Below are 23,658 nucleotides of genomic sequence, written 5' to 3'. Positions count from 1 at the left end.
AGGTCACGTGTCAACCGATGGCCGCTAGAAGAGTGCGCCGAGGGGAAGGATCAGTGCGATCGCGACCACGGAGATGACCGTCTCCATGATCGACCAGCTCTTCAGTGTCTGCCCGACCGAAAGCCCGAAGTACTCTTTGACCAGCCAGAATCCGGCGTCGTTGACGTGCGAGAAGAACAGCGAACCGGCGCCGATCGCCAGCACCAGCAGCGCGCTGTGCGAGGGGTCCATGGTCGCCGCGAGCGGTGCCACGATGCCGGCCGCGGACACGGTCGCGACCGTCGCGGAACCGGTGGCGAGGCGGATCGCGACCGCGACCAGCCAGCCCAGCAGCAGCGGCGACAGGTTCGCTCCGGTCGCCAGGCCGGTGATGACGTCGCCGACCCCGGCGTCGACGAGGGTCTGCTTGAACCCGCCGCCCGCGCCGACGATGAGCAGGATGCCGGCGATCGGCGGGAGCGAATCGCCGATGGTGGACGACATCTTGTCGCGCGTGAAGCCCGCGGCCTTGCCAAGGGTGATCATGCCGAGCAGGACGGCGGCGAGCAAGGCGACCAGCGGGTCGCCGATGAAGTCGAGTACGCGGCGGACGTGGTTTTCCTTCTCCAGCAGGATGTCCGCGAGCGCCTTGCCCATCATCAGCACGACCGGCAGCAATACTGTCGACAACGTCGCGAGGAAGCCGGGGCGCCGTCCGTCTCCCGAGGACGATTCCGGCACGAGCCGCTCGGGCGCGACGGCGTCCGGGACCATCTTGACGGCCAGCCTGCCGAACAGCGGTCCGGCGATGATCACCGTCGGGATCGCGACGAGCAGGCCGAAGGCGAGGGTGAGGCCGACGTTCGCGTTCAGTGCGCCGGCGGCGGCGAGCGGGCCGGGGTGCGGCGGGACGAGGCCGTGCAGCACCGAAAGCCCGGCGAGCGCCGGAATGCCCAGCAGCAGCAACGGTTTCCCGGTGCGCTTGGCGACCAGCAGGATCACCGGGATCAGCATGACCAGGCCGATCTCGAAGAACATCGGCAGTCCGATGAGGACGGCGACCAGTGCCATCGCCCAAGGCAGCGTCCGGTCGCTCGCCTTGCGCAGGATCGTGTCGACGATCTGGTCCGCGCCACCGGAGTCGGCGAGCAGTTTGCCGAGCATCGCGCCGAGCGCGATCAGCACGCCGACCGAGGCGACGGTGGAGCCGACGCCGGAGCTGAAGCTCTTGATCAGCTTGTCCACCGGCATTCCGCCGACGAGCCCGAGCACGCCGGAACCGAGGATGAGGGCCAGGAACGGATGCAGTTTCGCCTTGGTGATTCCGGCGACGATCACGGCGATGGCGAGCACCGTCGCGCCGATGAGGCGGGTGTCGTGCCCGGTCCAAGAGGCGGCGAGAGTAGTGGTCATCAACGGTCCTCGAAGGCGGAAAGGGTGGTTTCGACGATCTGTTCCGGCGATTTCGCGATGTCGGCGACGTAGCCGAACTCGTCCGGCAGCAACGGTTCGAGGTCAGCGAGTTGCGAGTCCAGCAGGGACACTGGCATGAAGTGCCCGGAGCGCGTCTTCATCCGGTCCGCGAGCAGGGCGCGGTCGCCGTGCAGGTGCAGGAACCAGACGTCGCCGCCGCCGCGCAGAATGTCGCGGTACCGGTACTTGAGGGCGGAGGACGTGACGACGCCACCCGACTCCTGGTGGTCCCGGATCCAGCCGGCGATGGCTTCGAGCCACGGCTGCCGGTCCTCGTCGTTGAGCGGGTGGCCGGAACTCATCTTGTCGATGTTCGCCCGCGGATGGAACGTGTCCGCCTCGGCGTAGCCGACGCCGAGCCGGGTGGCCAGTTCGGTGCCGACGGTCGTCTTGCCCGAGCCGGAAACACCCATCACCACGATGACGGTCATCCGTACCTCCCACGTCGTTGTAGCCGGGACGAGTACAGCTCAAAAGTACTACTTAAGCAACATGAAGTACTATTTAATCGAGTCAGAACGTTAAGGTCGCCAGGTGGGCAACGACAGGCATGCCGAAATGCTCGACGCGCTCGGTTCCGCGATCGCGAACGGGGAGATCCCGCCAGGTTCGGTGCTGCGGTCCGACGAGCTCCAGGAGCGGTTCGGCGCGTCCCGCACGGTGGCGCGCGAGGTCGTGCGCGTACTGGAGACGATGTGCCTGACCAGCAGCAAACGCCGGGTCGGAATGATCGTGCGCGAGCCGGGCGAGTGGAACCACTACGACCCGAGGCTGCTTCGCTGGCAGCTCGACGGCTCCGAGCGGAAGACCGCGCTGCGCACGCTGACCGAACTGCGTTCCGGCGTCGAACCGTGCGCGGCCCGGTTCGCCGCGCTGCGGGCGACGCCGGAAGAGGGCGGCCGTCTCCGGGCTTTGGCGAAGCGGCTGGAGGAGACGGCGCACCGCCGGGACCTCGTGACGTTCCTCGGCCACGACGTCGCTTTCCATGAGCTGCTCCTGACCGCGTCGCGGAATCCGATGTTCGCGCAGCTTTCGGCGGTCGTCGCCGAAGTGCTCGCCGGGCGGACCGAGCATGGCCTGATGCCGGAGGAGCCGCAGCCCGAGGCCGTCGCGCTGCACGTCGAAGTCGCGGCCGCCATCGACGCCGGTGACCCTGACCGGGCCGAACGCGCGATGCGGGACATCGTCATCCAGGCGCGGGACGAGATGGCCGTCGCGTTGGACGGATGTTCTTCGAGTAATCTCTGCAGGTCTTTCGAGGGAACTGCACGCAGGGGGCGACGGTGAGCGCGGCACGCGCGATCGGCTTGGTGTTGGGGGTGGCCGCGGACGGGGCGATCGGCAACCCTCGATCGCGCCGTCCGGTGACGGCGTTCGCCAAGGCGGCCTCGGCGGTGGACGCGAAGGTCCGCTCGGAACATCCGGTGGCCGGAGTGCTGTGGACCGGCGGTCTCGCGGGCTCCGCCGTGCTGGCGGGCGTGCTCGTCGAACGCGCCGGGCGGCGTAGCCCTGTCCTGCAGGCGACCACGACCGCGGTGACCGCCTGGGCCGTCCTCGGCGCCGCCGGCCTCGCCGCGCACGGCACCTCCCTCGCCCGCGATCTCGAGGAAGGCGACCTCGAAACCGCCCGCGGCACACTGTCCACACTGGACCCCCGGGTCGCCGACGACCTCGGCGTCATCGGCCTTTCGCGTGCTTCGGTGGAGACGCTCGCCGAGAACACCGCGGACGTCGTCATCGCCCCGCTGGTGTGGGGAGCGCTGGCCGGCGCACCCGGTCTGCTCGGCTCGCGCGCGATCAGCCTGCTGCGTGGTCTCGGCCGGGGCCGTCCCGAGCGGTACCGCTGGTTCGTCGCCCGGCTGGACGAAATCGTCCATCTCGTGCCCACGCGGGTCGCGGCCGGGCTGACCGTCCTCGCCGCACCGGTCGTCGGCGGCTCGGCGGGCGGCGCTTGGCGCGCTTGGCGCCGTGACACGACCGCTCACCCCAGCCCGAACGCGGGCCGCGTCGAAGCCGCGTTCGCCGGGGCGCTGGAGATCCGGGTCGGCGGGCGGACGGTGTACCCGCACGGGGTCGAGGAGCTGCCGGTGCTCGGCATCGGCCGCAACCCGGACGCCGGGCACGTGACGCGGGCCGTGGAGCTGTCGCGAGTGGTCGGGTGGCTGGGCGCGCTCAGCTCGGTGGTGCTGGCGGTCTTGGTGGGGCTTCGGCGGCGGCGCTGAACCGCGTGGCAAGTCCGTGAAGGCCCCCTTAAGGGACTCTGGGTCCCTCAAGGAGTCCTTCACGGACCTTCAGGGGAGCAAGGGACCTTTGCTATCACCCGGACCGCGCCTGCCCGTCTCGGCCTGGGCTGCGACATCCCCGATCGACCACCCGCACCGCTGACCTGCGGGAAGAGAGCAAGGGACCTTTGCTATCGCTCTCGCCGGGCCAGCTGCGCCCGTGCCCGCGAGTCCATCGGGCCGCCGCGCCGCTCCAGCTCGGCGTCGATCCGCGACCGGTCGGCCGGCTGCTTGTTCCCGCCGAACTTGAACTTCGCCCGCACCCCCGTCACGGTCAGCTCGACGCCGCGGATCCCCGGCAGCAGCCGCTTGTCCGGCACCTCGGTGGCGCTCACTCCCAACCGGCCCGAACCGGGCTCGAAATGCGCGAGCTGCCGGTCCAGGAGCGCCGCCTTCTCCTCGACGTCATCGACCAGCCGGACGTCGCATTCGAGCTGCACCGACGCGTAGTACGACGTCGGGACGCCGTGCGGTGGGTCGGCGGGGGTGTTCCAGCCGGATCGGATGTAGGTGTGGTCGTCGGTCACCGCGAGCAGCGCCCGCGGGTGTTCCTCCAGCAGTGGCCATACCGGGTTGGGGCGCGCGAGGTGCAGCAGGACCGTTCGGTCGCCGTCGTGGACGAAGTGCACCGGATTGACAACCGGCAGGTCACGGCCCGTACCACCGGCGATCAGCTGGCCGAAGTCGTGCCCGGAGAGCCAGGCCTTCCAGTCCGCGTCGTCGTGGGCGGCGTCCCACGGGTGAATCAGCATGTCCGAGTATGAGCACGCGGAGTGGACCTATAAAAGGTCCAGTTTCGCGTCGGATCAGGTGGCCACTTCGGAGCGTTCGTCCTCGGCCAGCATCTCCGCGACACTCTTGCGCCGCTGCGGCCGTTCGGTGGTCAGCACGCCGCCCGGTTTGAGCTCGCGGACGGTGAAGTACAGCCAGCCCATCAACGCCATGGCCCCGAACGCGATCCACTGGAGCGCGTAGGAGAAGAACGGACCCGAGTCGGTCTGTGGCAGCGGCAGCGCACCCAGCACGCCGGGCTGTTCAACGTCGAGCTGAAAATAGCCGGGCCGGATGTCGAGTTTCGCGGCCCGCGCGACGACCTGCGAATCGACGACGTAGCTCTGCAGCTTCCCGCCGGTCGACTCGTCGGCGAAAGCGTCGCGGCTCTTCCCGTCCCGCTCGTCGTGACGTGCCCGCGTGATGATGTCGACGGTCCCAGCGGGCGGCGGTTCGAAAGGGAGCGCGCGCGATTTGTCGTCGAGCCGGACGTAACCGCGGTCCACCAGCACGACCGTGCCTTCGACGGTCCGGAACGGCGTCAGTACCTCGTAGGCCGCTTCGCCCTGTACGGAGCGCAGACGGGCCACGACCTCACCTTCGGGAAGGTACGTTCCCTTCATCGCGACCAGATGCCATTCGGTGCGCTGGTCAGGGGCGGCTCCGCCGGGAAGCAGCTGGTCCAGCGACCTCGGCTGCCCGGTGAACGACTCCCGCAACGCCGCGTTCTGGTGTTCGCGTTCGGTGTCGCGGGAGAACTGCCACGGTGCCAGCAGGGTGAAGCAGCAGGCGGCGAAGGTGAACACCACCAACGTCAACGCCAGCCACCCGGGCTTCAGCAGGAACTTCAACCGCACCCCACCACGGTAAGCGGTCCGCCTCAAGCGTGTGCGCGCACCCAGTCGAGCAGGCCGGGAACGGACCGCTCGATCATGCCGAGGACGTCCTCGAAACCGTCGTCTTCACCGTAGTACGGGTCGGGGACCTCGGCGCCTTCGGGCGCGGACGGGTCGAACTCGCGCAGCAGGCGGACCTTCGAAGGATCCGAAACCTTGCGCCGGAGGAACGAGAAGTGGCTGTCGTCCGCGGCGAGCAGCAGGTCGGCGGCGAGATGACCTCGATCGACCTCGGCCGCGACGTGACCGGTCGGGTAACCGTGTTCGGCCAGCTTCGCGCGGGCCCGCTTGTCGGCGGCCTCGCCGACGTGCCAGCCGCCGGTGCCCGCGCTCGACACCTGCACGAGGTGATCGAGACCGGCCTCCTCGACCTTCGCGCGGAAGACGAGTTCGGCCATCGGCGAGCGGCAGATGTTGCCGGAACAGACGAAGACGATGTGCAGCACCCGATCAGTGTGAAGGCAGGGGAGATCGACCGCTCACCGGCTCCGAACGGCTTCCGGGCGCGCGAAGCTGGAAAGCCGGGACGAAGCGGGAGTAGACCTCCTGGAGAGAAACACGCAGGAAGGTCGCGTATGAGCGCCCCAACACCCACCGTGGAATCCCCGGCAACCGGGCTCCGCTGGTACCGCATCACCGTCAAACATCCGCACCCCTACGAGGTCGGGCGGATCCTCTCCGAGCACCACTTCGTCCAGGCGAGATCGCCGAAAGAGGCGATGACCAGGATGCCGTTGCACCTCCGGTCGAGCGCGTCCGTCGCGCCCTATCAGGTCGACTACTCCGACCTCCCCGATCACTCGACGAAGGCGTATCGGGCCATGTTGTGGACGGGCCGCGTCATGCGCGCGGCCGGCCGCTGGGCGGTCAACAAGGACGCGAAGGCGCTGGAGTGAGCCGGGCGCGATAGCAAAGGTCCCTTGCTTCCGCGGCCGTGGCACCCCCTCGGCCACCGGCGACAGCAAAGGTCCCTTGCTCTCTTTTCGCAGGTCAGCGCCCCGAGTGACAGCAAAGGTCCCTTGCTTCCGCCTCGAGGTCAGGGGCGGGAGCAAGCGGACCCGACGGCCTCCCCGAGCGCGACCGAGTGCAACCGGCCCAGGTCGCGCCGCGCGTCGACCAGCCGCACCGTGACCGCGAGCCGCGCGTCGCAGGATCGCCGCGCCCGCGCGTCCCGGGTCGCCGCGAGTTCGGCGAGCAGGACCGCGTTGAGCCGGTCGATCACCGGCCGGACCTTGGTCGCCAGATCGGGTCGTCCGGGCGGCCGCGAACCGGGGGGCGCGGTCCACCGCCCGTACAGGCCCCGCTGCACACCTTGTTCGCCTCGATCTGGTCGCGGAAGAACCGCACCACGCCGCCGGAGTCGAGGCCGAGACCGGGCGCCTTCGCCGCCACCGAGTCGAGGATCTGCTGTTCGCGCACCGGGTCGTCGATCGGCGACGGCGTGCCGAACTTCGCGGCCGCGACCTTGTCGGCGATCCGCACGCGCTGGGCGGCCGGCTCGGTCAGCGTCCAGGAACCCGAAGACGCCGAAGCGGGCGCGGGCAGGCCCACGAGGAGCAGGACCACGGCGAAGATCGACACCCGAAGTCGCGTGCCCGGAAACGCTACGTGCGAAAATCGCCGGGTGCCCGCGCTAGCCGAAGTCATCGCCGCCCTCGAGCAGGCGTACCCGCCCGAACTCGCCGAATCGTGGGACGCCGTCGGACTCGTCTGCGGCGACCCGGCCGAGAACGTGGACAAGGTGCTGTTCTGCGTCGATCCGGTCGACGAGACCGTCGGCGAGGCGATCGCCGACGGCGCGGGGCTGATCGTCGCGCACCATCCGCTGTTGCTGCGCGGCGTCCACGGCGTCCCCGCCGACAGCACCAAGGGCCGCCTCGTGCACCGCATGATCCGCGCGGGCGTCGCCCTCTACTGCGCGCACACCAACGCCGATTCCGCGTCACCCGGCGTCTCCGACGCACTCGCCGACGCCATCGGCATGACCGTCCTCGGCCCGCTCGACCCCCGCGGGGACGGCGTCACCGGTATCGGCCGCATCGGCGAACTGCCCGCGCCCGAACCGTTCTCCGTCTTCGTCGAACGGGTCGCGAATGCCTTGCCCCGCACGGAACCCGGCGTCTACGGCGCGGGTGATCCGGCCCGCCTGATCCGCCGTGTCGCCGTGTCGGGAGGCTCCGGCGACAGTTATCTCGAGCGTGCCACCGCCGCCGGGGTCGACGCGTATGTCACCGCCGATCTCCGGCATCATCCCGCCGGCGAACACCTCGCCGAGATCGCCGAAGTCCCCGCGCTGGTCGGCGTCACACACTGGGCGAGCGAGTGGCCGTGGTGCGAGCAAGCCTCGGCCGTCGTCCGCGCCGCGTTTGCGGGTAACGTCGACGTTCACATCTCCACGCGGTGCACCGACCCGTGGACGCTACGGGCCACCCGAACCGAGCACTAAAACTACAAGGAGCACCGTGAAGGCCGACCCCGCCGTCCAGCGCCAGCTGCTCGAACTCGCGAAGGTGGACGCGGAGCTTTCGCGTACCGCCCACCGCCGCCGCACCCTGCCGGAAATCGCCGAGATCGACGCGGGCGAGAAGACGGTGCGCGATCGACGTGACGCGCTGGTCTCGGTCCAGACCGCGGCGTCCGACCTCGATCGCGAGATCGCCCGCCAGGAAAAGGAGATCGAGTCGGTGCGCGCCCGCGGCGACCGCGACCGCAAGCTCCTCGAATCCGGTTCCGTCGCGGCGAAGCAGATGACCGACATCGAGCACGAGCTGAACAGCCTCAACCGGCGTCAGTCCGCGCTAGAGGACGACCTGCTCGAACTGATGGAACGCCGCGAGGCGCTCGACCTCGACGCCCAGCGCACCAGCGCCGAAGTCGCGAAGGCCGAAAACGAGGTCGCCGAAGCCGTCCGCCGCCGCGACGAGAACTTCACCGACTTCGACACCACGAAGGCACGCCGCGACGAAGACCGCGCCAAGCTCCTTCCGCGTTTCCCGGACGACCTGCTGAAGCTCTACGAGCGGATCCGCGCGCACAAGGGCATCGGCGCGGCGTTGTTGCGGGCCCGCCGCTGCGGCGCCTGCCAGCTCGACATCGACCGCCGCGAGATCGCCGAGATCAAGGCCGCACCCGAGAACAACGTCATCCAGTGCGAGAACTGCGGCGCCATCCTGGTGCGCACGCTGGAGTCCGGCCTGTGACCGACCACGTGCTGATCGAGGCCGACGGCGGCTCGCGGGGCAACCCCGGGCCCGCCGGCTACGGCGCGGTCGTCAAGGACGCGGTCACCGGTGAGGTGCTCGCCGAGCGCAAGGCCTACGTCGGCATCGCGACCAACAACGTCGCCGAGTATTCCGGTCTGATCGCCGGGCTCACCGCGGCCGCCGAGCTCGGAGCGTCCACAGTGGACGTCCGGATGGACTCGAAGCTCGTGGTGGAGCAGATGTCCGGGCGCTGGAAGGTCAAGCACCCGTCGATGCGGCCGCTGAACGCCGAGGCCAAGGAACTCGCGGCGCGCTTTTCCCGCGTGCGTTACGAGTGGATCCCGCGCGCGGAGAACTCGCACGCGGACGGGCTCGCGAACGAGGCGATGGACGGCGCTCAGGCCGCGAAGAAGCCAGAAGCGCCGAAGACCGTGAAGCAGGACAGGATCAGCCCGGTCGGCTGGACCGGCGCGACCGGCACACCGACCAAACTGCTCCTCGTGCGGCACGGCCAGACGGCGATGTCGGTCGACAAGCGTTACTCCGGTCGCGGCGACGTGCCGCTCACCGAACACGGCAAGCAGCAGGCGGCCGCCGCCGCGAAACGCCTCGGCTCGATGGAGGGCCTGGTCGTCGACGGCGAGGCCGCACCGATCATCGCTTCGCCGCTGATCCGCACCCAGCAGACCGCCCAGGCGATCGCGGACGCGCTCGGCGGCCGGGTCGAGACGCACCCCGGGCTGATCGAGACCGACTTCGGCGACTGGGAAGGCCTCACCTTCAAAGAGGCCATGGACCGCGACCCCGAATTCCAGACCGGCTGGCTCTCGGACACCTCCATCGCGGCGCCGGGCGGCGAGAGCTTCGACGGCGTCCACCGCCGTGTCCGCAAGGCCCGCGACGAACTGATCGCGAAGTACGGCGGGCGGACACTCGTGCTGGTCAGCCACGTCACGCCGATCAAGGCGCTGCTGCGGATGGGCCTGGACGCCGGGCCGTCGCTGCTGTTCCGCCTGCACCTGGACCTGGCCTCGCTGTCGATCGTCGAGTTCTACCCGGACGGCAACGCTTCGGTCCGCTTGGTGAACGACATCTCGCATCTGTCCTGACGCGGGGGATGTGTCGCGGATCACGCCTGGATATGACGTGTCGCGGACGGCCGATGGGGTATTGGCTACAGTTTCGGCGACGGGCATGTGAGCGAGAAGGCAAAGACAGGGACATGACGGCGAGCGCACTCAGCGAAGCTTCCGAAAAAGACGTGCCCGACCCGGCGGAGACGTCGGCCCGTCGTGGCCCGGCCGCCCGGATCGCGCCGTACCTGGCGGTGCTCGCCGGTGTCGCGGCGCTGGCCTGGCACGCCACCCTCTACGGCCACTGGATCGTCGACGACGCGGCCATCACCTTCTCCTACGCGCGCAGCTTCGCCGACGGACTCGGCCCGGTGCTGCAGCCGGGGCAGCCGTCGGTCGAGGGGTGGTCGAACTCGACCTGGCTGGTGCTGCTGGCGCTCGGCAAGCTCGTCGGGATCTTCGACAGCGGCATGCTGTTCGGCCTCCCCGACTACGTCCTGTTCCCGAAGCTGCTCGGGCTCTTGTTCACCGCCGGGACGCTGGCTGCCTGCCACGTCGCCGCGAAGCAGGTCTTCACGCGCTTCGCCTGGCTGGCGACGCTGGTCGTCGGGCTGACTCTCGCCGCGATCCCGTCGTTCGTCATCTGGACCATCTCCGGTCTGGAGAACTCCCTGTTCGGGATGGCCGTCGCCTGGCTCGCGGTGCTGCTGTTCGTGGCCGTGCGCAAGAACACCGTGCTCACCGCGAAGATCGCCATCTGGTCCGGGGTGCTCGTCGCGTTCGCCGCGCTGACCCGGCCCGAAGGCCTGATCTACGGCGGCGCGTACCCGCTCGTCGTCCTGTTCCAGCTGCGGAAGCCGCTGCTGGGGCAGAGCGTCAAGTTCATCGTGGTCTCCGTGGTCGCGTTCGCGATCCCGTTCGGCGCGTACCTCGCCTGGCGGATCGCGGAGTTCGGCAGGCTGCTGGCGAACCCGTCCATCGCGAAGGGGCAGGGACTTCCCGGCCTTTCGGCGCTGAAGCAGCCGTTCGAGCTGGTCGGCTACGCCGGTGTCGCCGGGACGATCCTGTTGGCGCTGACCGTCGGTTACGCGCTCGTCCGCGCGGAATGGCGGCGTGCGCTGGTCGCGTTGCTCACGCCGCTGGCGCTGGGGATCATCGCTTACGGCGTGATGGTCCCGGACTGGATGGGCCAGCACCGCTTCGCCACCCCGATCTGGATCCTCGCCGCGCTGGCGGGAACGCTGGCCGCGGGCGAACTGCTGCGCCGTTCGCGCGCGGTCCTGCGGGCCGTCGTGGTGCTCGTGCTGGTCGCGGCCGCGATCCCGTCCGGGATGGGCTTCGCGTCGTCGTCGGAGAAGTTCCAAGAGGTTCCGACAGTGCCCGCGTGCCTCATCGCCGACCGCTTCGGCCGCGGTTTCAACACCATCGCCGACATCCTCGGCCTGCAGCAGGCGTCCTTGCTGCTGCCCGACCTCGGTGGCTCGTCGATGACCAGCCGCCTGCACCTGGTCGACATGGCCGGGCTGGTCGAGGCGGACGTCGCGGACTTCGTCAAGAACGGCGACATGCCGGGGCTGCGCGACTACGTGTTCGACAAGGTCAAGCCGACCTTCATTCACTCGTGGGGCCCGTGGGCCGCGGGCAACGGCATCACCGTCGACCCGCGGATCGATCGCGACTACGAGCCGATCTTCGTGTACCCGGGCGGTGGGCCGCGTAATGGGGACTTCGTGCGCAAGGACGCCGTCTCCAGCCCGGAGAAGCTGAAGGCGGCCCAGGACTACGCCGCGAAGACCCTTCCGGACGTCGAGGCGGCGCGGTTCGGTGGGCCGCTCAAGGACTGCGGCCCCACCATGCACCCGGGCCAGACCGTCTACCTGCCCTGACCCCTCCGCGTTTCGTCCTCTAGTTGCGATCCTTGCGCCGCGCAACTACCGCAACTAGAGGACTACTTGCGTGAGGGGTTCGGGGGTGGCGGAGCCTCGCTCCAGGTCCGCTTCCTTCGCCCGGATCACCGGCAGGACGTGCTTCCCGAAGTGCTCGACGTCCTCCAGGTAGTGCAGGAATCCGAGCAGCAGCAGGTTCGCCCCGCGCTTCTTGTACTCGATGGCCCGGTCCGCGATCTGCTCCGGCGTGCCGATCAGCCCGGTGCGGAAGCCGTCGTTGTACTGCACCAGATCCGTGAACTCCGAGTCGGCCCACATCCCCTTCTTGTCCGAAGTGGAGCTTCCCGCCTGTTTGACGGCGTTGCGGAATCCCTCGACGGCGTCGGTGTTCGCCTTCTCGACGATCTCGCGCAGCACGGCCTTCGCCTCGCTCTCGGTCTCCCGCGCGATCAGGAAACCGTTGAGCCCGAAGCGGACGGAGTGGTCGTTCTCGGCCGCGTAGCCACGGACCTCCGAAACCTGCTCGCTGAAGCCGTCGAAGTCCTTGCCGTTGCTGAAGTACCAGTCGGAGACCCGGCCCGCGAGCTTCCGCGCGGCGGTGGAGTTGCCGCCCTGGAAGATCTCCGGATGCGGCCGCCCGACCGGTTTCGGCTTGATGTCGAAATCGTGAATCCGGTAGAAATCACCGTTGAATTCGGCGTGGTCGTTCGTCCAGAGTTCCTTCAGTACGCGAATGAACTCTTCCGAACGCCGGTACCGTTCGTCGTGTTCGAGCCACGCTTCACCGAGGTTCGTGAATTCGTCCTTGAACCAGCCGCTGACCACGTTGACCGCCGCGCGCCCGCCGGAGATCACGTCCGCGCTGGCGATGAACTTCGCGAGCACTCCGGGATGCCACAGTCCGGGGTGGATCGCCGCGATCACCTTCAGCCGCTGCGTCGCGAGCAGCAACGCGAGGCTGAATCCGGTTGATTCGTGCTGGTAGGCGGCACCGTAGCTGGCCGTGTAACGGACCTGGCTCAGCGCGTATTCGAATCCGCTGTTCTCCGCGAGGACGGCGAGATCCCGGTTGTACTCGTAGCCCCAGTCGGTGCGCTGCTCGATGTCGCTGGTGACCAGCCCGCCGCTCACATTGGGGACCCAATAGGCGAATTTGAGTGGTTCGGATTCGATTCCCGGCATGCCGCGGAGTGAACCCGCCGCCCCCGGAAACCGTCAATCGTGGTCCACGCGCTGGGAACGGCCGAGCGCGCGTGGCGCTTCGAGACCCGCTGAAGGGACTCTCGGGATTTACTCCGGTATGCACCGTCGATACCCTCGTGTCGGATTGCGGCAACTGTCGCTGGTCGAAGTCGCCGGCCGGACGACCGGTGTGACGACATCACGGCCGCGACGACGCATATCAGGAGGACCACCACGAGGTTGGCCGTGATCCGTGACAGCCGCCCGCGACGCCGTGCGGCGCCGGGGGACAGGTAGCGCGGATCGGCCTTCGCCAGCGCGGCTTCCACCGACGCGAATTCCGCGACCTGTCGTCCGCGGCGCCCGCATCCCTTCAGGTGTTCTTCGAAGACGTATGCCTCGCTTTGATCGAGCACACCGAGCGCAAAGGCCGCGACATCGGTGTGTTTCGCCTTCCGCTTCCTCATCGCGAACCCAGTTCCCCTAACGACCGTCGCAGTGTCCTCATAGCCGCGTACAGCCGTGATTTGACCGTTCCCTCCGGGATTCCCAATATCGCCGCCGCCTCCCGGACCGTATGCCCGGTCAGATACGTCTCGTAGAGGACAGCCTGATATTTGCTGTCCAGATATCGTAGCGCCTCCGAAATGACGAGTGCGGACAGCGACTGATCCGTCTGGTCCGCTTTTTCGGCGTTTTCGGAACTGTCCAGCTTCATTTCCCGCGGTCGGGCGTGCCGGTTTCGCCAGCCGTCGAGCACGATCCGCTTCGCGACCGTGAGCAGCCAGTCACGCAGCATTCCCGGCTCGCGGTTCAGGATGCCCGAATGTTGCCAGGCGCGAATCAGTGTCTCTTGGACGACGTCTTCGGTCCATTGTTGATCATGGCCGGTCAGATGCAGGACCTGGCTGAACAGCGTGTCTCCAAAGTCCTTGTGCAGCAACAACATCATCTCATCGGAAGGAACTTCGGACAGGTCGGCGACCTGGCGATCGCGGCCGAATCGGCACCCTCTGCCCACTGCTTCCATAAGGTTCGCAACCTCCCGGCGGTGGAGGATTTCGCAGGTCGCTACACCGTAGCGCAGACTATCGACGTAAGTCACGTGCGGTAGTGCTCCAATTACCATTGTTCGTCCGGTACGTATGGCAGCGAGAAACGGTTCTAATGCGACGTGTGATACACGTCACACTGGCATGGGCGGACAGAGATCGAACCGGTCGCTCCGGTTCGCCGTGCTCCCCCATGAGGCACTTTACGGACGGGGACGGGTGACATGATCTATCGGCTGCTCGGAGTGGTGATCGCCTGCCTGGTGATATGGGCGGGAATGCCCGCCCATGCCTACGCGGAAATCGAGTGCCTCGACGCCAGGCCCGCGAACTCGCGTCGAGAATCCGTGTCGAACTTCCCGGTGAGCCGACCGAAGAGCAACGGTCCTGGGCCGACGAGATCACCGGCGCCGCGTTCGCCGACTTCGACCGCGTCTACGTCAACCGTGCCCGTGCCGCGCACGGGAGCATCTTCGGCCTCGCCTCACAGGTCCGGGCGGCCACCCGTGACGACGCGATGCGTTCCTTCGCCCAGACGGCCGTCGACACCGTCATGCGGCAGATGACCCTGCTCGAAAGCACCGGCCTCGCCGAGACGATCTCACTGACGGTGTCGCCACCGGTGGCGCCGAACGGGACGGTGGCGACGTCGCGCTCGGCGTGTTCATGGCGGGGCTCGCCGGGGGAGCGACGTTCGGTGTGGTGCGGGTGCTCGGTTCGCCGGGCAGGCGCGCATGACGGTGTCGCTCTTCGCGGTCATCCCGGCCCCGTCGCCCCACGACAGCGGGGTGCGGGACATCGCCACGCTTTCGGCCCGGTTCGCCTGCGTGACGATGTGCCTGACGCCGGCGTTGGGGCGTGCTGAGCGCCACCGGCTGGATCCGGCGCGTCACCGGGCACGAGGCGCCGCGCGGCGGCCACGTCGTGCTCGCCGGTGTCGTCGGCCTCGACAGCCCGTCCGCCGTCCTTCATTGGACCGATGAGATCGCGGAGCAGAACCCCGCCGGCCGTCAAGGAGAAACGGAGACGCCTGATGCGCCGATCGCGGCTGACCATGCTCGTCGTCCTCGCGGCGCTCGTCGTGGGCGCCGCGATGTGGTGGCAGGCGGCTGATCCCGAGGGCCCGGCCGCGCTGACGAGACGGGTGCCGCCTCTTCCGCTACGAACGCGACGACCCGCACAAGGCCCGCTCGGCGTGCCTCGGTGACCGGCATCGATCCCGCGCTAGTGGGGACCGTGAACGTCTCGAAGGCGCCAGACAGGTGACCTTGGCGGGTTGGCCGCTCTGCAAGTTCGGCAACGCGCGGCCCGGCGAATGGACCGGACAGGGCACCGACCGCGTCTGGTTCGTGATCGAACCCGACGGGCGGCACAACCTGAACCGCCTGCCCGAGCCCGTGCAGTAGGATTCGCCGGCGGACGAGTCGGCAGGGCGGCCGCGAGCCGGGAGACCGGTTCGAGGAAAGTCCGGACTCCACAGGGCAGGGTGGTTGTTAACGGCAACCCGGGGCGACCCGCGGGACAGTGCCACAGAAAACAGACCGCCTCCGCTCGCGGAGGTAAGGGTGAAACGGTGGTGTAAGAGACCACCAGCGTCCTGGGTGACCAGGACGGCTAGGTAAACCCCACCCGGAGCAAGGCCAAGAGGGAGCCGCGAGGTTCCTGCGCAGACGACCGAGGGCTGCCCGCCCGAGTCTGCGGGTAGGCCGCTCGAGCCCGTCGGCGACGGCGGGCCTAGATGGATGACCGCCACTCGCCCAGCCGCAAGGCGAGGCGAGGACAGGATCCGGCTTACACGCCGGCTCGTCCGAGTACGAAGGCCCCCTTCCTTCTGCCTAGCGCGAGGAAGGGGGCCTTCCTGTACTCCTGGCCTGGGTGGCTGGGGACCCGCCACGCGCCCGCGCCGCCGCACCGGGGGTGAGGCCGGCGGCAGTAGGGCAGCCTCACGGATCGCTCGCGGAACCCGCCCCCGACCTGGGAAGTGACAGCAAAGGTCCCTTGCTCCCCGCCTCGGCCCCTTCGGACGCTGCGCACTCTGTCTACTTGCCGGTAGGGTGCCTTCATGGGCGAAGCGAGTCGGGTCACGGGACGGTTCCGCGGAACGTTCGATGTACTGCATTCCCTCACCTATTTCGCACCGGAGACGGAAGCCGCGCTCACCGACGCGGGGCTCCGGCCGGGGCGCATGACGTACTTCGCGGGCCGCGCGGCCCCCATGGGCGCGGTGAGCCCGGGCGTCGTCGCCGCCACGTTCTACAACTTCAATCCCGAGCTGGTCGCCCGCTACATCCCGCGTGCGTGGACGCTGGCCACCCCGGACCGGATCATCGAGGCCCGGTTCGAAGCCGTCGACGCGACGCTGATCCGGCTTCTCGGCAAGGACACCCTCGACTCCGAGGAGGTCGCCGAGGCCGCCGAACTAGCCCGTGCGGCGACCGGGGGCTGCCGGGTCGACGGGCGGCCGCTCTACGCCGGGCACGCGGACCTCGACTGGCCGAGCGAGCCGCACCTCGTCCTCTGGCACGCCATCACCTTGTTGCGAGAGCACCGCGGCGACGGCCACATCGCGGCGCTCGTCCTCAACGGTCTCGGCGGCCTCGACGCTCTCGTCACGCACACCGCCACGGGCAAGGGCTTCCAGGCCGCGGCGGCCAAGGCCTCCCGTGGCTGGAGCGACGAGCAGTGGGACGCGGCGGCCGAGGCTCTCCGCGAGAAGGGCGTCCTCGACGCCGAGGGCGGCTTGACGGAGGCCGGGAACGATCTTCGCGAACGGGTCGAAGCCGCCACCAACGCGGCGTCGACAGGGCCCTGGGAGCACCTCGGCGAGGAGAAGACCAAACGGCTTCACGAGCTCTGTGGGCCGTTGAGCCGCCAGGCTGTCGAAGCCGGCGCTTTTCCGGCGAATGTGTTCTCCACGGGCCGATAATCACGCTATGTAGTGAAAATGCGGGTTAAGTTTTCGCTTTGGGTAACGGAAGCATGACTTTCCCTTGATCGGTGCCCATAAATTTTGTCGAATACGCGCTCACGCAGTGGACTCGCGGAAAGCCACCGAACGAGTCATGTCACACTGGTCGCGGCCCAATTCCCGGCCGTCGATCCGTACTCACAGTGAGCAAGAACCTCGCAACCGGGTGAGTTCGTCAGCACACTGCGAAATACGGGTGGCCGGGGTTAATCCTGACGACCCTTGCAACGATGATGGAGACCGAGGATGGTCGTGGTGCTGTGCCTCGCTCTGTAATTCGTAGGCAAAACGGTATCTACAGAGCGCGCTTTGACCACTACCCCTCGTGACGCCATGATGTTCGAAGCACAACCGAGCCAGAACCGCGCGAAACCCCTCTCCGCGCACCGGGAGTAATGCGATGATGACCTTGACCACCCTCGACACGCTGGCCGCCGGCGAGCTCGGCACCGGCAACGTCCGCACCTGGCTGATCGACAACATCATCCCCCTTGTGCTGCTGGCCGTCGCACTTCTGCTGCTGTGGCTGGGCGGTGGCAAGGGGGACAACGCCGGTGTCATGCGCCGTCTCGCCGGTGTCGTGATCGCGCTGGCGATCATCGGCCTCGCGGTGAGCGGCGCCGGAGTCAACGTGGGCCAGTGGATCGCCGGCCTCTTCACGGGCTGAGGCAGGGCCCGCGTTGCGTATCCGTACCGATGACGAGGTTTACCGGGTCGACGCCGTGTGGCTGGGCCCGCCGAAAGCGACTTTTCCCTGGAGAGCCCGCTACGTCGCGTGGCTTGTCGGTATCCCGGTCTTCCTGCTCGTCCTCACCGTCGAACGGTGGGCGGGCTGGAGCTTCGGGTTCTTCTCGACCGCCTGGGCCTTCGTCGCCACAATTGTGATCACGAGATTGATCACGGCCAAGATCAGCCACGAGCGCCCGCTCGGCGCCGTGGCCGCGATGGCGGCGAAAGAGCTCAACTCACCCAGAGAACGGACCACGGGTACGGGTGGCGCAGCCAGCGCGTCCCGCGTCCGGGTGCGGGCGACCCGCCCGCTGCCGAAGCACCGCAGGAGACGGCAGTACCAGCAACACGGCTACGGCGGCGGCGCCGGAGCTCAGGGAACACCAAGAGCGCGTCGGAGCCGCCCTGCGGCTCGGGCCGGGAGGTAGTCGTTGTTCGGTCGCGGCGGAAGCCGAGGAAAACGTGATCGTGACCTGCAGCAAGGGGCCTGGAACCAGCCCCAGCAGGTCCGCTCCGCGCAGCCCAAGAAGGCCGGCAAGGGGAGGCGGCTGCCAGGGGAGGCGGCCATACCTGCCTACACCCCGTCGATCGCGGCGCGAAGCATCGACGGGCACCTGTTACGTACCGGTCATGAGGTCTACGCCTGGTACCGGCTCGCGCCGCAGCGCTGGTCGTTCCGGTCGGACTCGCAGCGTCGCGACCTGATCGCGGCCATCGCCGGGCAGTACGCGGAGCTCCAGGGCCGCTGGCTGCACCTGCGCGTGACCAACCGGCCGTACCCGATCCGCATGTGGGCCGAGGCTCATGTGCACAACGCCGTCGGTCGTCCCCAGGACGTCCAGGGCGCGCTCTCCTTCGACGACTACCTCATCGGCGAGCAGCAGCAGCTCATGGGCCGCTCGATGGCCGAGAAGGAGGTCTATCTCGGCATCCAGGTGCAGACCCGCCGGATGATCGACCGCGCCGTCGAGAGCGCCGCTCCGGTACTGCGCAAGATCCTTCCCGAGGCCGTCGACGCCGAACTGGCCGCGCTCGACTCCGAGGTCGAGCACCTCGACCAGGTGATCGGCTCGGCCGGGCTCGAAGGCCGACCGGTGCACGCCGAAGAGATGTCCTGGTTGATGCACCGCTCGTGCTCGCTGGGCCTGCCCGCGCCGCGCCACATGCCCGCGGTCCCCGGCGCCGCCTGGGAACCCGAAGACCTCGCCAGCTTCACCGACGCGGCGGACTTCCACGCGGAGCCCTACGCGCCGACGGTCACCGTGCGCGGCCGCACCGGGTCGAACGCCGGGGTCTCGCGGCACCTCGCCGTCCTCACCGTCGGCCAGATGCACGGCCTGCAGATCCCCGAGGTCGACGACCCCTGGATCCAGCACGCGGACCGGCTGCCCGCCGCGGTCGAGGTGTCCGCGCGGATCTACGTCCGGCGGCCCGAAGAGGTCGCCAGTGAGCTGCAGCGCCAGATGAACAAGGTGCGCTCGCAGGTCAAGCACTACACCGACGAGCACGAACTGGAGCCGCCGCAGTCGCTGGCGCGCCAGGCGGGCCGGGTGCTGGAGATCGACGACGAGATGACGTCGGGCTTCACCGCGCTGGCCACCCGTGTGCGCTCCTGGTGGCGGCTGGCGGTCTCCGGGCCGACAGAGCGTGACGCGCTGCGCCTCGCCCAGCAGCTTCTCGACCTCTACAAGCCGAAGATCGCCGTTGAACACCCCGAGGCCCAGTACGCGCTCGCCAGGGAATTCATCCCCGGCGAGCCGCTGGCCTCGGCGGCGTACATGCGCCGTGGTTCGGTCGTGTGGGCGTCCTCGTCGGTGCCGACGGCGACGGCCGAAGTGGGTGACCGCCGCGGCATCCTGCTCGGCGAGACCGTGACCGCGACCCGGCGCCCGGTGGCGTGGGACCCGTGGATGGCGCAGGAGATCCGTGACGGTTCGGGCTTGACCGCGATGGTCGCCGGCCTCGGTGGCGGTAAGTCGTTCCTCGGTGGCGGCATCGTCTACAAGACACTCCGCGCGGGCGCGCACTGGACGATCCTCGACCCGTCCGGTCCGCTGTCGCGCCTGTGCGATCTGCCCGAGATGCGGCCGTACGCGCGGAACATCAACCTGCTCAACGCGCAGCCCGGCATCCTCAACCCGTACCGGGTGGTCGCCGAGCCGCAGATCGAGCACTTCATGGACGAGGAAGACCCCGAGCGTTCCTGGCGGCGGGAGAAGGCCCTCGCGGGTGCGACGCGGCGACGTCTCGTGCTCGACGTCCTCACCGGTGTCCTGCCGTACGAGGTCTCGCGGATGGCGCAGACCCGGATCGTGCTGCTGCGCGCCGTCCGCGCGGTCGGCGGCCGGTTCGAAGCCGACCCTGGCCAGGTCATCGACGCGTTGCGCCGGGACTCCAGCGAGCACCACGAGCACGCCGTCGTCGTCGCGGACTTCCTCGACGAGATGCGCGAGCGGATGGCGCTGCTCATCCCGGAGACCGACGCGGACCCGTACGCCGAGACCCGCGACGACCGGATGACCGTGCTGACCATGGCGGGGCTGACCCTTCCCAAGGACGGCGTCCCGCGCGAGTACTGGACGGACGCGGAATCGCTCGGCGTCGAGATGCTGAACCTCGCCGCGTGGCTGACGCAGCGGTCGGTGTACGAGAAGCCGAAGGAACTGCGCAAGGGCGTCTGGATCGACGAGGCGTTCTTCCTCTCCGAGGTCCCGACCGGTCGCGTGCTGATGAACCGCTTCGCGCGTGACTCGCGTAAGTGGAACGTCCGGGTGCTGCTGTCCTCGCAGATCCCCGCGGACTTCCTGAAGATCCAGGGTTTCGTGGCACTGCTGGACTCGGTGTTCGTCGGCCGTCTCGACGACGACGACGCCCAGGCCGACGCGCTGCGCCTGCTCAAGGTCCCGGTCGGCGTCGGCTACGAGCAGGTGGTGGCCGCACTCGGCCGCCGTCCCGGCTCGTCCCGCGATCTCCAGCGGGACGTCGAGCCCCGCCAGTTCATCTTCGGTGACGGTGCCGGTGGGGTGGAGCGGATCCGCGTCGACTTCTCCGGGCCGCACCTGGAACACCTGCGCCGGGTCATGGACACGACGCCGGGCTCACCCGACGCCAAGCCTTCCCGGCCGGGTAACGAACTCGCGGCCCCGGCGGAGAAACAGTTCGTGGCGTCGCCGCCGGAGGAAGACGACTTCGAGCTCGAAGAGGACCTCGAACTCGCGGCCGAACTCGAGGTCGGCCTCACCGACGAGCAGATGCTCGGCGCCCCGGACCCGCTGGCCGCCGAGACGGGCGAGGTCAACGGCACTGTCCAAAATGGACACATCACGAACGGCGAAAAGGGCGAGCAGCACGTGCGCGCCGGCAAGGGCGGCACCGGCAGGGATGCCGCATGAACACGGTGATCACGCTGGCGTCTGTGCTCGCGTTCGCCGCCGGCTGGCACGCGCTGCGCCGCCGCCTCAAAGAGGGGCCGCGGCCGGGCAAGAGCAGGCCCAGCCGCCGCGCGACGATGTTCGTCGTCATGCTGATCCTGGGTTTGCAGGCCGTGGCGACCGCTCCGGCGGCGTCGGCCGCGGCCTGTGGTGAGGCGCCGAACCCGGAACGGCCCGGAGCCGGCATGGTCGGCGCCCTCGACCCGCCCGCGACCGCTCGCGGTGAAGGTGGCAGCCCGTACAACGTCTACGGATACGCGGGACATGTCTGGGACACCTTCGAAACCGACTGCGGCCCGCTGGCCGGGATCACCTCGCCCAACTCGACGATCGACACCTGGGCGGGAAACCAGCTCTTCAACATCGGCAAGAACCTCGTCGGCGCCACGAACTCGCTGCACTACACCGTGCTGCAGGGCAGCCTGCTCAGCCCGCTGTACAACGCCGTCAAGGCCGGGGCCGAAAAGGTCTACAACAACATCTACGCCCAGTTGTTCGGCCTGGCCGCGCTGATCATGTCGATCATGCTGTTCCGCAACATCTGGCGTGGCGATCTCGCGGCGGTCAGCAAACGGGCGCTGTACGGCCTGGCCGCGGTCTGGCTGGCGGCGTCTTCCTTGGCACTGCTGCGTTTCCTCGATCCGATCGACAACGCGATCGTGCAGACCACGACCAACATCCAGGCCGGTTTCATCGACGAAGCCAAGACCCCTCCGCCGAACCAGCCGACCCCGCCCTCGGCACAGCCGTGCCAGGCGACACCGGAGGCCGTCGCCGCGCGCGAGCCATGGGACCGCGTCCCGACCGAACTGCATTGCCGGGTCGTCTACGACAACTGGCTCCGGGGGGAGTTCGGCAGTCCGGACTCGCCACAGGCACTGCAATACGGCCCGCCGCTGCTGGACGCCCGTGCCTTCACCTGGCCCCAAATCCAGCAGGGCGGTGATGCCGACACCGCGTTGGTGGACTCCAAGAAGGCCGCGTTCAAGGACATCTCGACCAAACTCGGCCCGGCGACCGGGTACTTCACGGGTGAGGACGGCAGCCGCGTCGGCGCTGGTTTCCTTTCCCTCGGCCAGGGAATCGTCTACTCGCTGTTCCAGCTGCTGGCGAAGGCCACGGTCCTGCTCGCGCAGGTGCTGATCAGGATCTTCGTACTGACGGCTCCGCTGATCGGCCTGATCGCGCTGCTCCAGCCGCAGATCATGCAGCGCATCCTGAAGGTGGTCGGAGCGGTCGCCTTCAACCTCATGGTGCTCTCGGTGCTGGCGGGTGTGCACACCCTCCTGCTGGAGGCGATCTTCACCGCGGGGAACTCGCTTTCCCTGCTGACCAAGATGGTGCTGGCGGGAATCATCACCGTACTGCTGTTCATGGTCGGCCGTCCCGTGCGGCGGCTGTGGCAGATGGTGGAAATGTCCGTCGGCATGGTCGGCGGCGCGGCGCCTTCGCCACGCGGCGGGCTCTTCTCCCGCTTCCGCAAGAAGAACAACGAGCAGACGCCGCAGGACGCGTTCTGGCAGAACGTCCGCGACACCGACGACGTCGTCGACGGCGACCTCCGCGGTCCCGTGGGCGCGACCGTCGGCGGCGGGCGATTCCGGCCCGAGGCGACGATCTTCGCCAGTTCCCAGCGGCTCGACAACGGTTCCGGCGCGATCCGGCCCGCCGCGGCCTGGTCCGGAGCACCCTGGCCGGGCGCGGTCGGCAGTGGTGGTGGCGGCATGGCCGCGCTTCCTTCCGGCGGTGGCGGCGGAGGCGTTCCGGTCTTCGGCCAGTACAACCCGTCCGCGGGCAGTCCCGGCGACTCCATGTTCACCTCGGGTGGGCGGAGCCCTATCCAAGTGCCGAGCCGCCGCGTCGACACGTCGCCGGTCGCCGACCGGCGCTGGAGCGACGAACCGGAGCCGGTCGTGGTGCCGTCGCGGATGAACTCCGCGGGTGGCGGCTACGCCATTCCCGACCACTCGGGTGTCGTGCCGGTGCAACCGGGCCCGTCCACACCGCGTCCCCGCCGCGTCGATCCCGAAGTCGTCGCGGGCAAGCAGGTCTTCGTGGTGTACCGGCCTTCGCGCGGCCTCGAGGTCCGCGAGGACTTCCGGGACACCGACCACGCAGTGGGCCGGTGACCCATGCCGATCCGGACGAATCGCGGACGTACCGCGGTCTATCGCAGGCTGTGGGGCTGGCCGCTGCGCTCACCTCGCCACCTCACCGGCACGCTGGTGGTCCTCGCGGTGGTCCTCACCGCGGTGGGCATCCTGCTGCCGAAGGCCGTCGGCAAACCGGGGCAGCTGGCCACCGGGCCGGGTTCTCCGACGACCAGCACCTCGCGGCCGGGCGTCGCGGCGCCGGTGACCGTGACCTCGACGTTGCCGCCGAGGCTCACCACCCAGCCACCGCCGTCGTCCGCGCCACCTGACCAGAGCGGTGTCCGGGTCGCCAAGGAGTGGGTGACGGCATGGGCGAACCATCCCGACGGTACGACGACCGAGCGATGGCTGAACGGATTGCGGCCGTACACCACCGAGGAATACCTGGCCGGGGAACTGACGACGGTGGATCCCGCGAACATCACCGCCACGAAGGTGACCGGGGAGCCGCAGGTCGTGTCCTCGCTCGCCGGATCGATGGAGGTGGACGTCCCGACGGACGGGCCCAAGGTCCGGGTCACCGTCACCCAGCGGAACTTCGGGTGGCGGGTCACCAAGTTCACGCAAGCGGGCTGACCCG

General features: G+C 68.8%; 25 protein-coding genes and 1 other RNA gene. 17 read left to right on the top strand and 9 right to left on the bottom strand.

All coding sequences use genetic code 11. The annotated features are described in order from the left end of the window. Positions 1–24 precede the first annotated feature (24 nt). Together ACM6LU_RS00285 and ACM6LU_RS00280 are read right to left on the bottom strand one after the other, a co-directional pair. Positions 25–1,392 (bottom strand): gluconate:H+ symporter, encoded by a 1,368-nt coding sequence (locus ACM6LU_RS00285; protein WP_414935540.1) that lies wholly within the window; start codon positions 1,390–1,392, stop codon positions 25–27. Further along, positions 1,392–1,883 carry a gluconokinase gene (locus ACM6LU_RS00280; protein WP_414935539.1) on the bottom strand — a complete coding sequence of 164 codons (492 nt, stop codon included), beginning with the start codon at positions 1,881–1,883 and terminating at the stop codon, positions 1,392–1,394. The genes ACM6LU_RS00285 and ACM6LU_RS00280 overlap by 1 nt, the downstream gene beginning before the upstream one ends. 127 nt (positions 1,884–2,010) lie before the next feature. Between ACM6LU_RS00280 and ACM6LU_RS00275 the strand changes: the two genes are divergently transcribed. Together ACM6LU_RS00275 and ACM6LU_RS00270 are read left to right on the top strand one after the other, a co-directional pair. Further along, complete coding sequence (locus ACM6LU_RS00275; RefSeq protein WP_414937036.1) at positions 2,011–2,739, top strand: FadR/GntR family transcriptional regulator; 729 nt, start codon at positions 2,011–2,013, stop codon at positions 2,737–2,739. Beyond that, positions 2,736–3,674 carry a cobalamin biosynthesis protein gene (locus ACM6LU_RS00270; RefSeq protein WP_414935538.1) on the top strand — a complete coding sequence of 313 codons (939 nt, stop codon included), beginning with the start codon at positions 2,736–2,738 and terminating at the stop codon, positions 3,672–3,674. Before ACM6LU_RS00275 ends, ACM6LU_RS00270 begins: the two co-directional genes overlap by 4 nt. A 191-nt stretch (positions 3,675–3,865) precedes the next feature. On the opposite strand, the gene ACM6LU_RS00265 is transcribed toward ACM6LU_RS00270, so the two are convergent. From ACM6LU_RS00265 to ACM6LU_RS00255, 3 genes are read right to left on the bottom strand one after another with little or no spacing between them, the layout of a single operon-like run. Further along, a complete protein-coding gene (locus ACM6LU_RS00265) occupies positions 3,866–4,486 on the bottom strand; it encodes an FMN-binding negative transcriptional regulator (RefSeq protein WP_414935537.1) in 621 nt (206 codons plus the stop codon). Between the two features lie 54 nt (positions 4,487–4,540). Beyond that, positions 4,541–5,362 (bottom strand): SURF1 family protein, encoded by an 822-nt coding sequence (locus ACM6LU_RS00260; RefSeq protein ID WP_414935536.1) that lies wholly within the window; start codon positions 5,360–5,362, stop codon positions 4,541–4,543. Between the two features lie 23 nt (positions 5,363–5,385). Further along, entirely contained in the window at positions 5,386–5,847 is a 462-nt protein-coding gene (locus ACM6LU_RS00255; protein WP_414935535.1) for a low molecular weight protein-tyrosine-phosphatase, read from the bottom strand. Positions 5,848–5,976: 129 nt separating this feature from the next. On the opposite strand from ACM6LU_RS00255, the gene ACM6LU_RS00250 reads away from it, so the two are divergent. Continuing rightward, on the top strand, positions 5,977–6,297 hold the full coding sequence (locus ACM6LU_RS00250) for a hypothetical protein (protein ID WP_414935534.1): 321 nt from the start codon (positions 5,977–5,979) through the stop codon (positions 6,295–6,297). 140 nt (positions 6,298–6,437) lie between these two features. On the opposite strand, the gene ACM6LU_RS00245 is transcribed toward ACM6LU_RS00250, so the two are convergent. Both ACM6LU_RS00245 and ACM6LU_RS00240 read right to left on the bottom strand, forming a co-directional pair. Further along, positions 6,438–6,623, bottom strand: coding sequence for a hypothetical protein (locus tag ACM6LU_RS00245; RefSeq protein WP_414935533.1), 186 nt, complete (start codon positions 6,621–6,623; stop codon positions 6,438–6,440). Further along, positions 6,620–6,982, bottom strand: a complete 363-nt coding sequence (locus tag ACM6LU_RS00240) for a chorismate mutase (RefSeq protein ID WP_414935532.1) — start codon at positions 6,980–6,982, stop codon at positions 6,620–6,622. The genes ACM6LU_RS00245 and ACM6LU_RS00240 overlap by 4 nt, the downstream gene beginning before the upstream one ends. A 43-nt stretch (positions 6,983–7,025) precedes the next feature. Here ACM6LU_RS00240 and ACM6LU_RS00235 point away from each other — a divergent pair, with 43 nt between their 5' ends. From ACM6LU_RS00235 to ACM6LU_RS00220, 4 genes are all read left to right on the top strand, one after another. Continuing rightward, positions 7,026–7,847: a Nif3-like dinuclear metal center hexameric protein gene (locus tag ACM6LU_RS00235; protein WP_414935531.1), complete on the top strand. Its 822-nt coding sequence runs from the start codon at positions 7,026–7,028 to the stop codon at positions 7,845–7,847. Between the two features lie 16 nt (positions 7,848–7,863). Further along, complete coding sequence (locus ACM6LU_RS00230) at positions 7,864–8,601, top strand: zinc ribbon domain-containing protein (RefSeq protein WP_414935530.1); 738 nt, start codon at positions 7,864–7,866, stop codon at positions 8,599–8,601. Then, positions 8,598–9,713 carry a bifunctional RNase H/acid phosphatase gene (locus tag ACM6LU_RS00225; protein WP_414935529.1) on the top strand — a complete coding sequence of 372 codons (1,116 nt, stop codon included), beginning with the start codon at positions 8,598–8,600 and terminating at the stop codon, positions 9,711–9,713. The genes ACM6LU_RS00230 and ACM6LU_RS00225 overlap by 4 nt, the downstream gene beginning before the upstream one ends. A 113-nt stretch (positions 9,714–9,826) precedes the next feature. Next, on the top strand, positions 9,827–11,563 hold the full coding sequence (locus ACM6LU_RS00220; RefSeq protein WP_414935527.1) for a hypothetical protein: 1,737 nt from the start codon (positions 9,827–9,829) through the stop codon (positions 11,561–11,563). 54 nt (positions 11,564–11,617) lie between these two features. On the opposite strand, the gene sfnG is transcribed toward ACM6LU_RS00220, so the two are convergent. Together sfnG and ACM6LU_RS00210 are read right to left on the bottom strand one after the other, a co-directional pair. After that, complete coding sequence (gene sfnG, locus ACM6LU_RS00215; protein ID WP_414935526.1) at positions 11,618–12,745, bottom strand: dimethylsulfone monooxygenase SfnG; 1,128 nt, start codon at positions 12,743–12,745, stop codon at positions 11,618–11,620. A gap of 463 nt (positions 12,746–13,208) precedes the next feature. Then, positions 13,209–13,775 carry a sigma-70 family RNA polymerase sigma factor gene (locus ACM6LU_RS00210; protein ID WP_414937035.1) on the bottom strand — a complete coding sequence of 189 codons (567 nt, stop codon included), beginning with the start codon at positions 13,773–13,775 and terminating at the stop codon, positions 13,209–13,211. Between the two features lie 329 nt (positions 13,776–14,104). On the opposite strand from ACM6LU_RS00210, the gene ACM6LU_RS00205 reads away from it, so the two are divergent. The 10 genes from ACM6LU_RS00205 to ACM6LU_RS00160 all read left to right on the top strand — a co-directional run bounded on the left by ACM6LU_RS00205 (position 14,105) and on the right by ACM6LU_RS00160 (position 23,654). Continuing rightward, a complete protein-coding gene (locus ACM6LU_RS00205; RefSeq protein WP_414935525.1) occupies positions 14,105–14,662 on the top strand; it encodes a DUF4142 domain-containing protein in 558 nt (185 codons plus the stop codon). Beyond that, the gene (locus ACM6LU_RS00200; protein ID WP_414935524.1) at positions 14,656–14,910 is read left to right on the top strand and encodes a hypothetical protein; all 255 of its coding nucleotides are present in this window, start codon (positions 14,656–14,658) and stop codon (positions 14,908–14,910) included. The genes ACM6LU_RS00205 and ACM6LU_RS00200 overlap by 7 nt, the downstream gene beginning before the upstream one ends. Positions 14,911–15,059: 149 nt before the next feature. Continuing rightward, a complete protein-coding gene (locus tag ACM6LU_RS00195; RefSeq protein WP_414935523.1) occupies positions 15,060–15,203 on the top strand; it encodes a hypothetical protein in 144 nt (47 codons plus the stop codon). 14 nt (positions 15,204–15,217) lie between these two features. Further along, positions 15,218–15,607, top strand: an RNA gene (gene rnpB, locus ACM6LU_RS00190) — RNase P RNA component class A. A 252-nt stretch (positions 15,608–15,859) separates the two neighbouring features. Next, positions 15,860–16,723 carry an SCO6745 family protein gene (locus ACM6LU_RS00185; RefSeq protein WP_414935522.1) on the top strand — a complete coding sequence of 288 codons (864 nt, stop codon included), beginning with the start codon at positions 15,860–15,862 and terminating at the stop codon, positions 16,721–16,723. 442 nt (positions 16,724–17,165) lie between these two features. Continuing rightward, positions 17,166–17,432 carry a hypothetical protein gene (locus ACM6LU_RS00180; RefSeq protein ID WP_005166545.1) on the top strand — a complete coding sequence of 89 codons (267 nt, stop codon included), beginning with the start codon at positions 17,166–17,168 and terminating at the stop codon, positions 17,430–17,432. 13 nt (positions 17,433–17,445) lie between these two features. Next, positions 17,446–17,922: a hypothetical protein gene (locus ACM6LU_RS00175; RefSeq protein WP_414935521.1), complete on the top strand. Its 477-nt coding sequence runs from the start codon at positions 17,446–17,448 to the stop codon at positions 17,920–17,922. A gap of 3 nt (positions 17,923–17,925) precedes the next feature. Next, a complete protein-coding gene (locus ACM6LU_RS00170) occupies positions 17,926–20,886 on the top strand; it encodes an ATP-binding protein (protein WP_414935520.1) in 2,961 nt (986 codons plus the stop codon). Beyond that, positions 20,883–23,054: a magnesium transporter gene (locus ACM6LU_RS00165; RefSeq protein WP_414935519.1), complete on the top strand. Its 2,172-nt coding sequence runs from the start codon at positions 20,883–20,885 to the stop codon at positions 23,052–23,054. Before ACM6LU_RS00170 ends, ACM6LU_RS00165 begins: the two co-directional genes overlap by 4 nt. A gap of 3 nt (positions 23,055–23,057) precedes the next feature. Next, positions 23,058–23,654, top strand: coding sequence for a hypothetical protein (locus ACM6LU_RS00160; RefSeq protein ID WP_414935518.1), 597 nt, complete (start codon positions 23,058–23,060; stop codon positions 23,652–23,654). Positions 23,655–23,658 lie beyond the last annotated feature (4 nt).

It is taken from the genome of Amycolatopsis sp. cmx-11-51, from assembly GCF_047608665.1.
Taxonomy (GTDB): domain Bacteria; phylum Actinomycetota; class Actinomycetes; order Mycobacteriales; family Pseudonocardiaceae; genus Amycolatopsis.
Note: the sequence above shows the minus strand (reverse complement) of the source record. Positions and strands in the feature narration are given on the sequence as shown.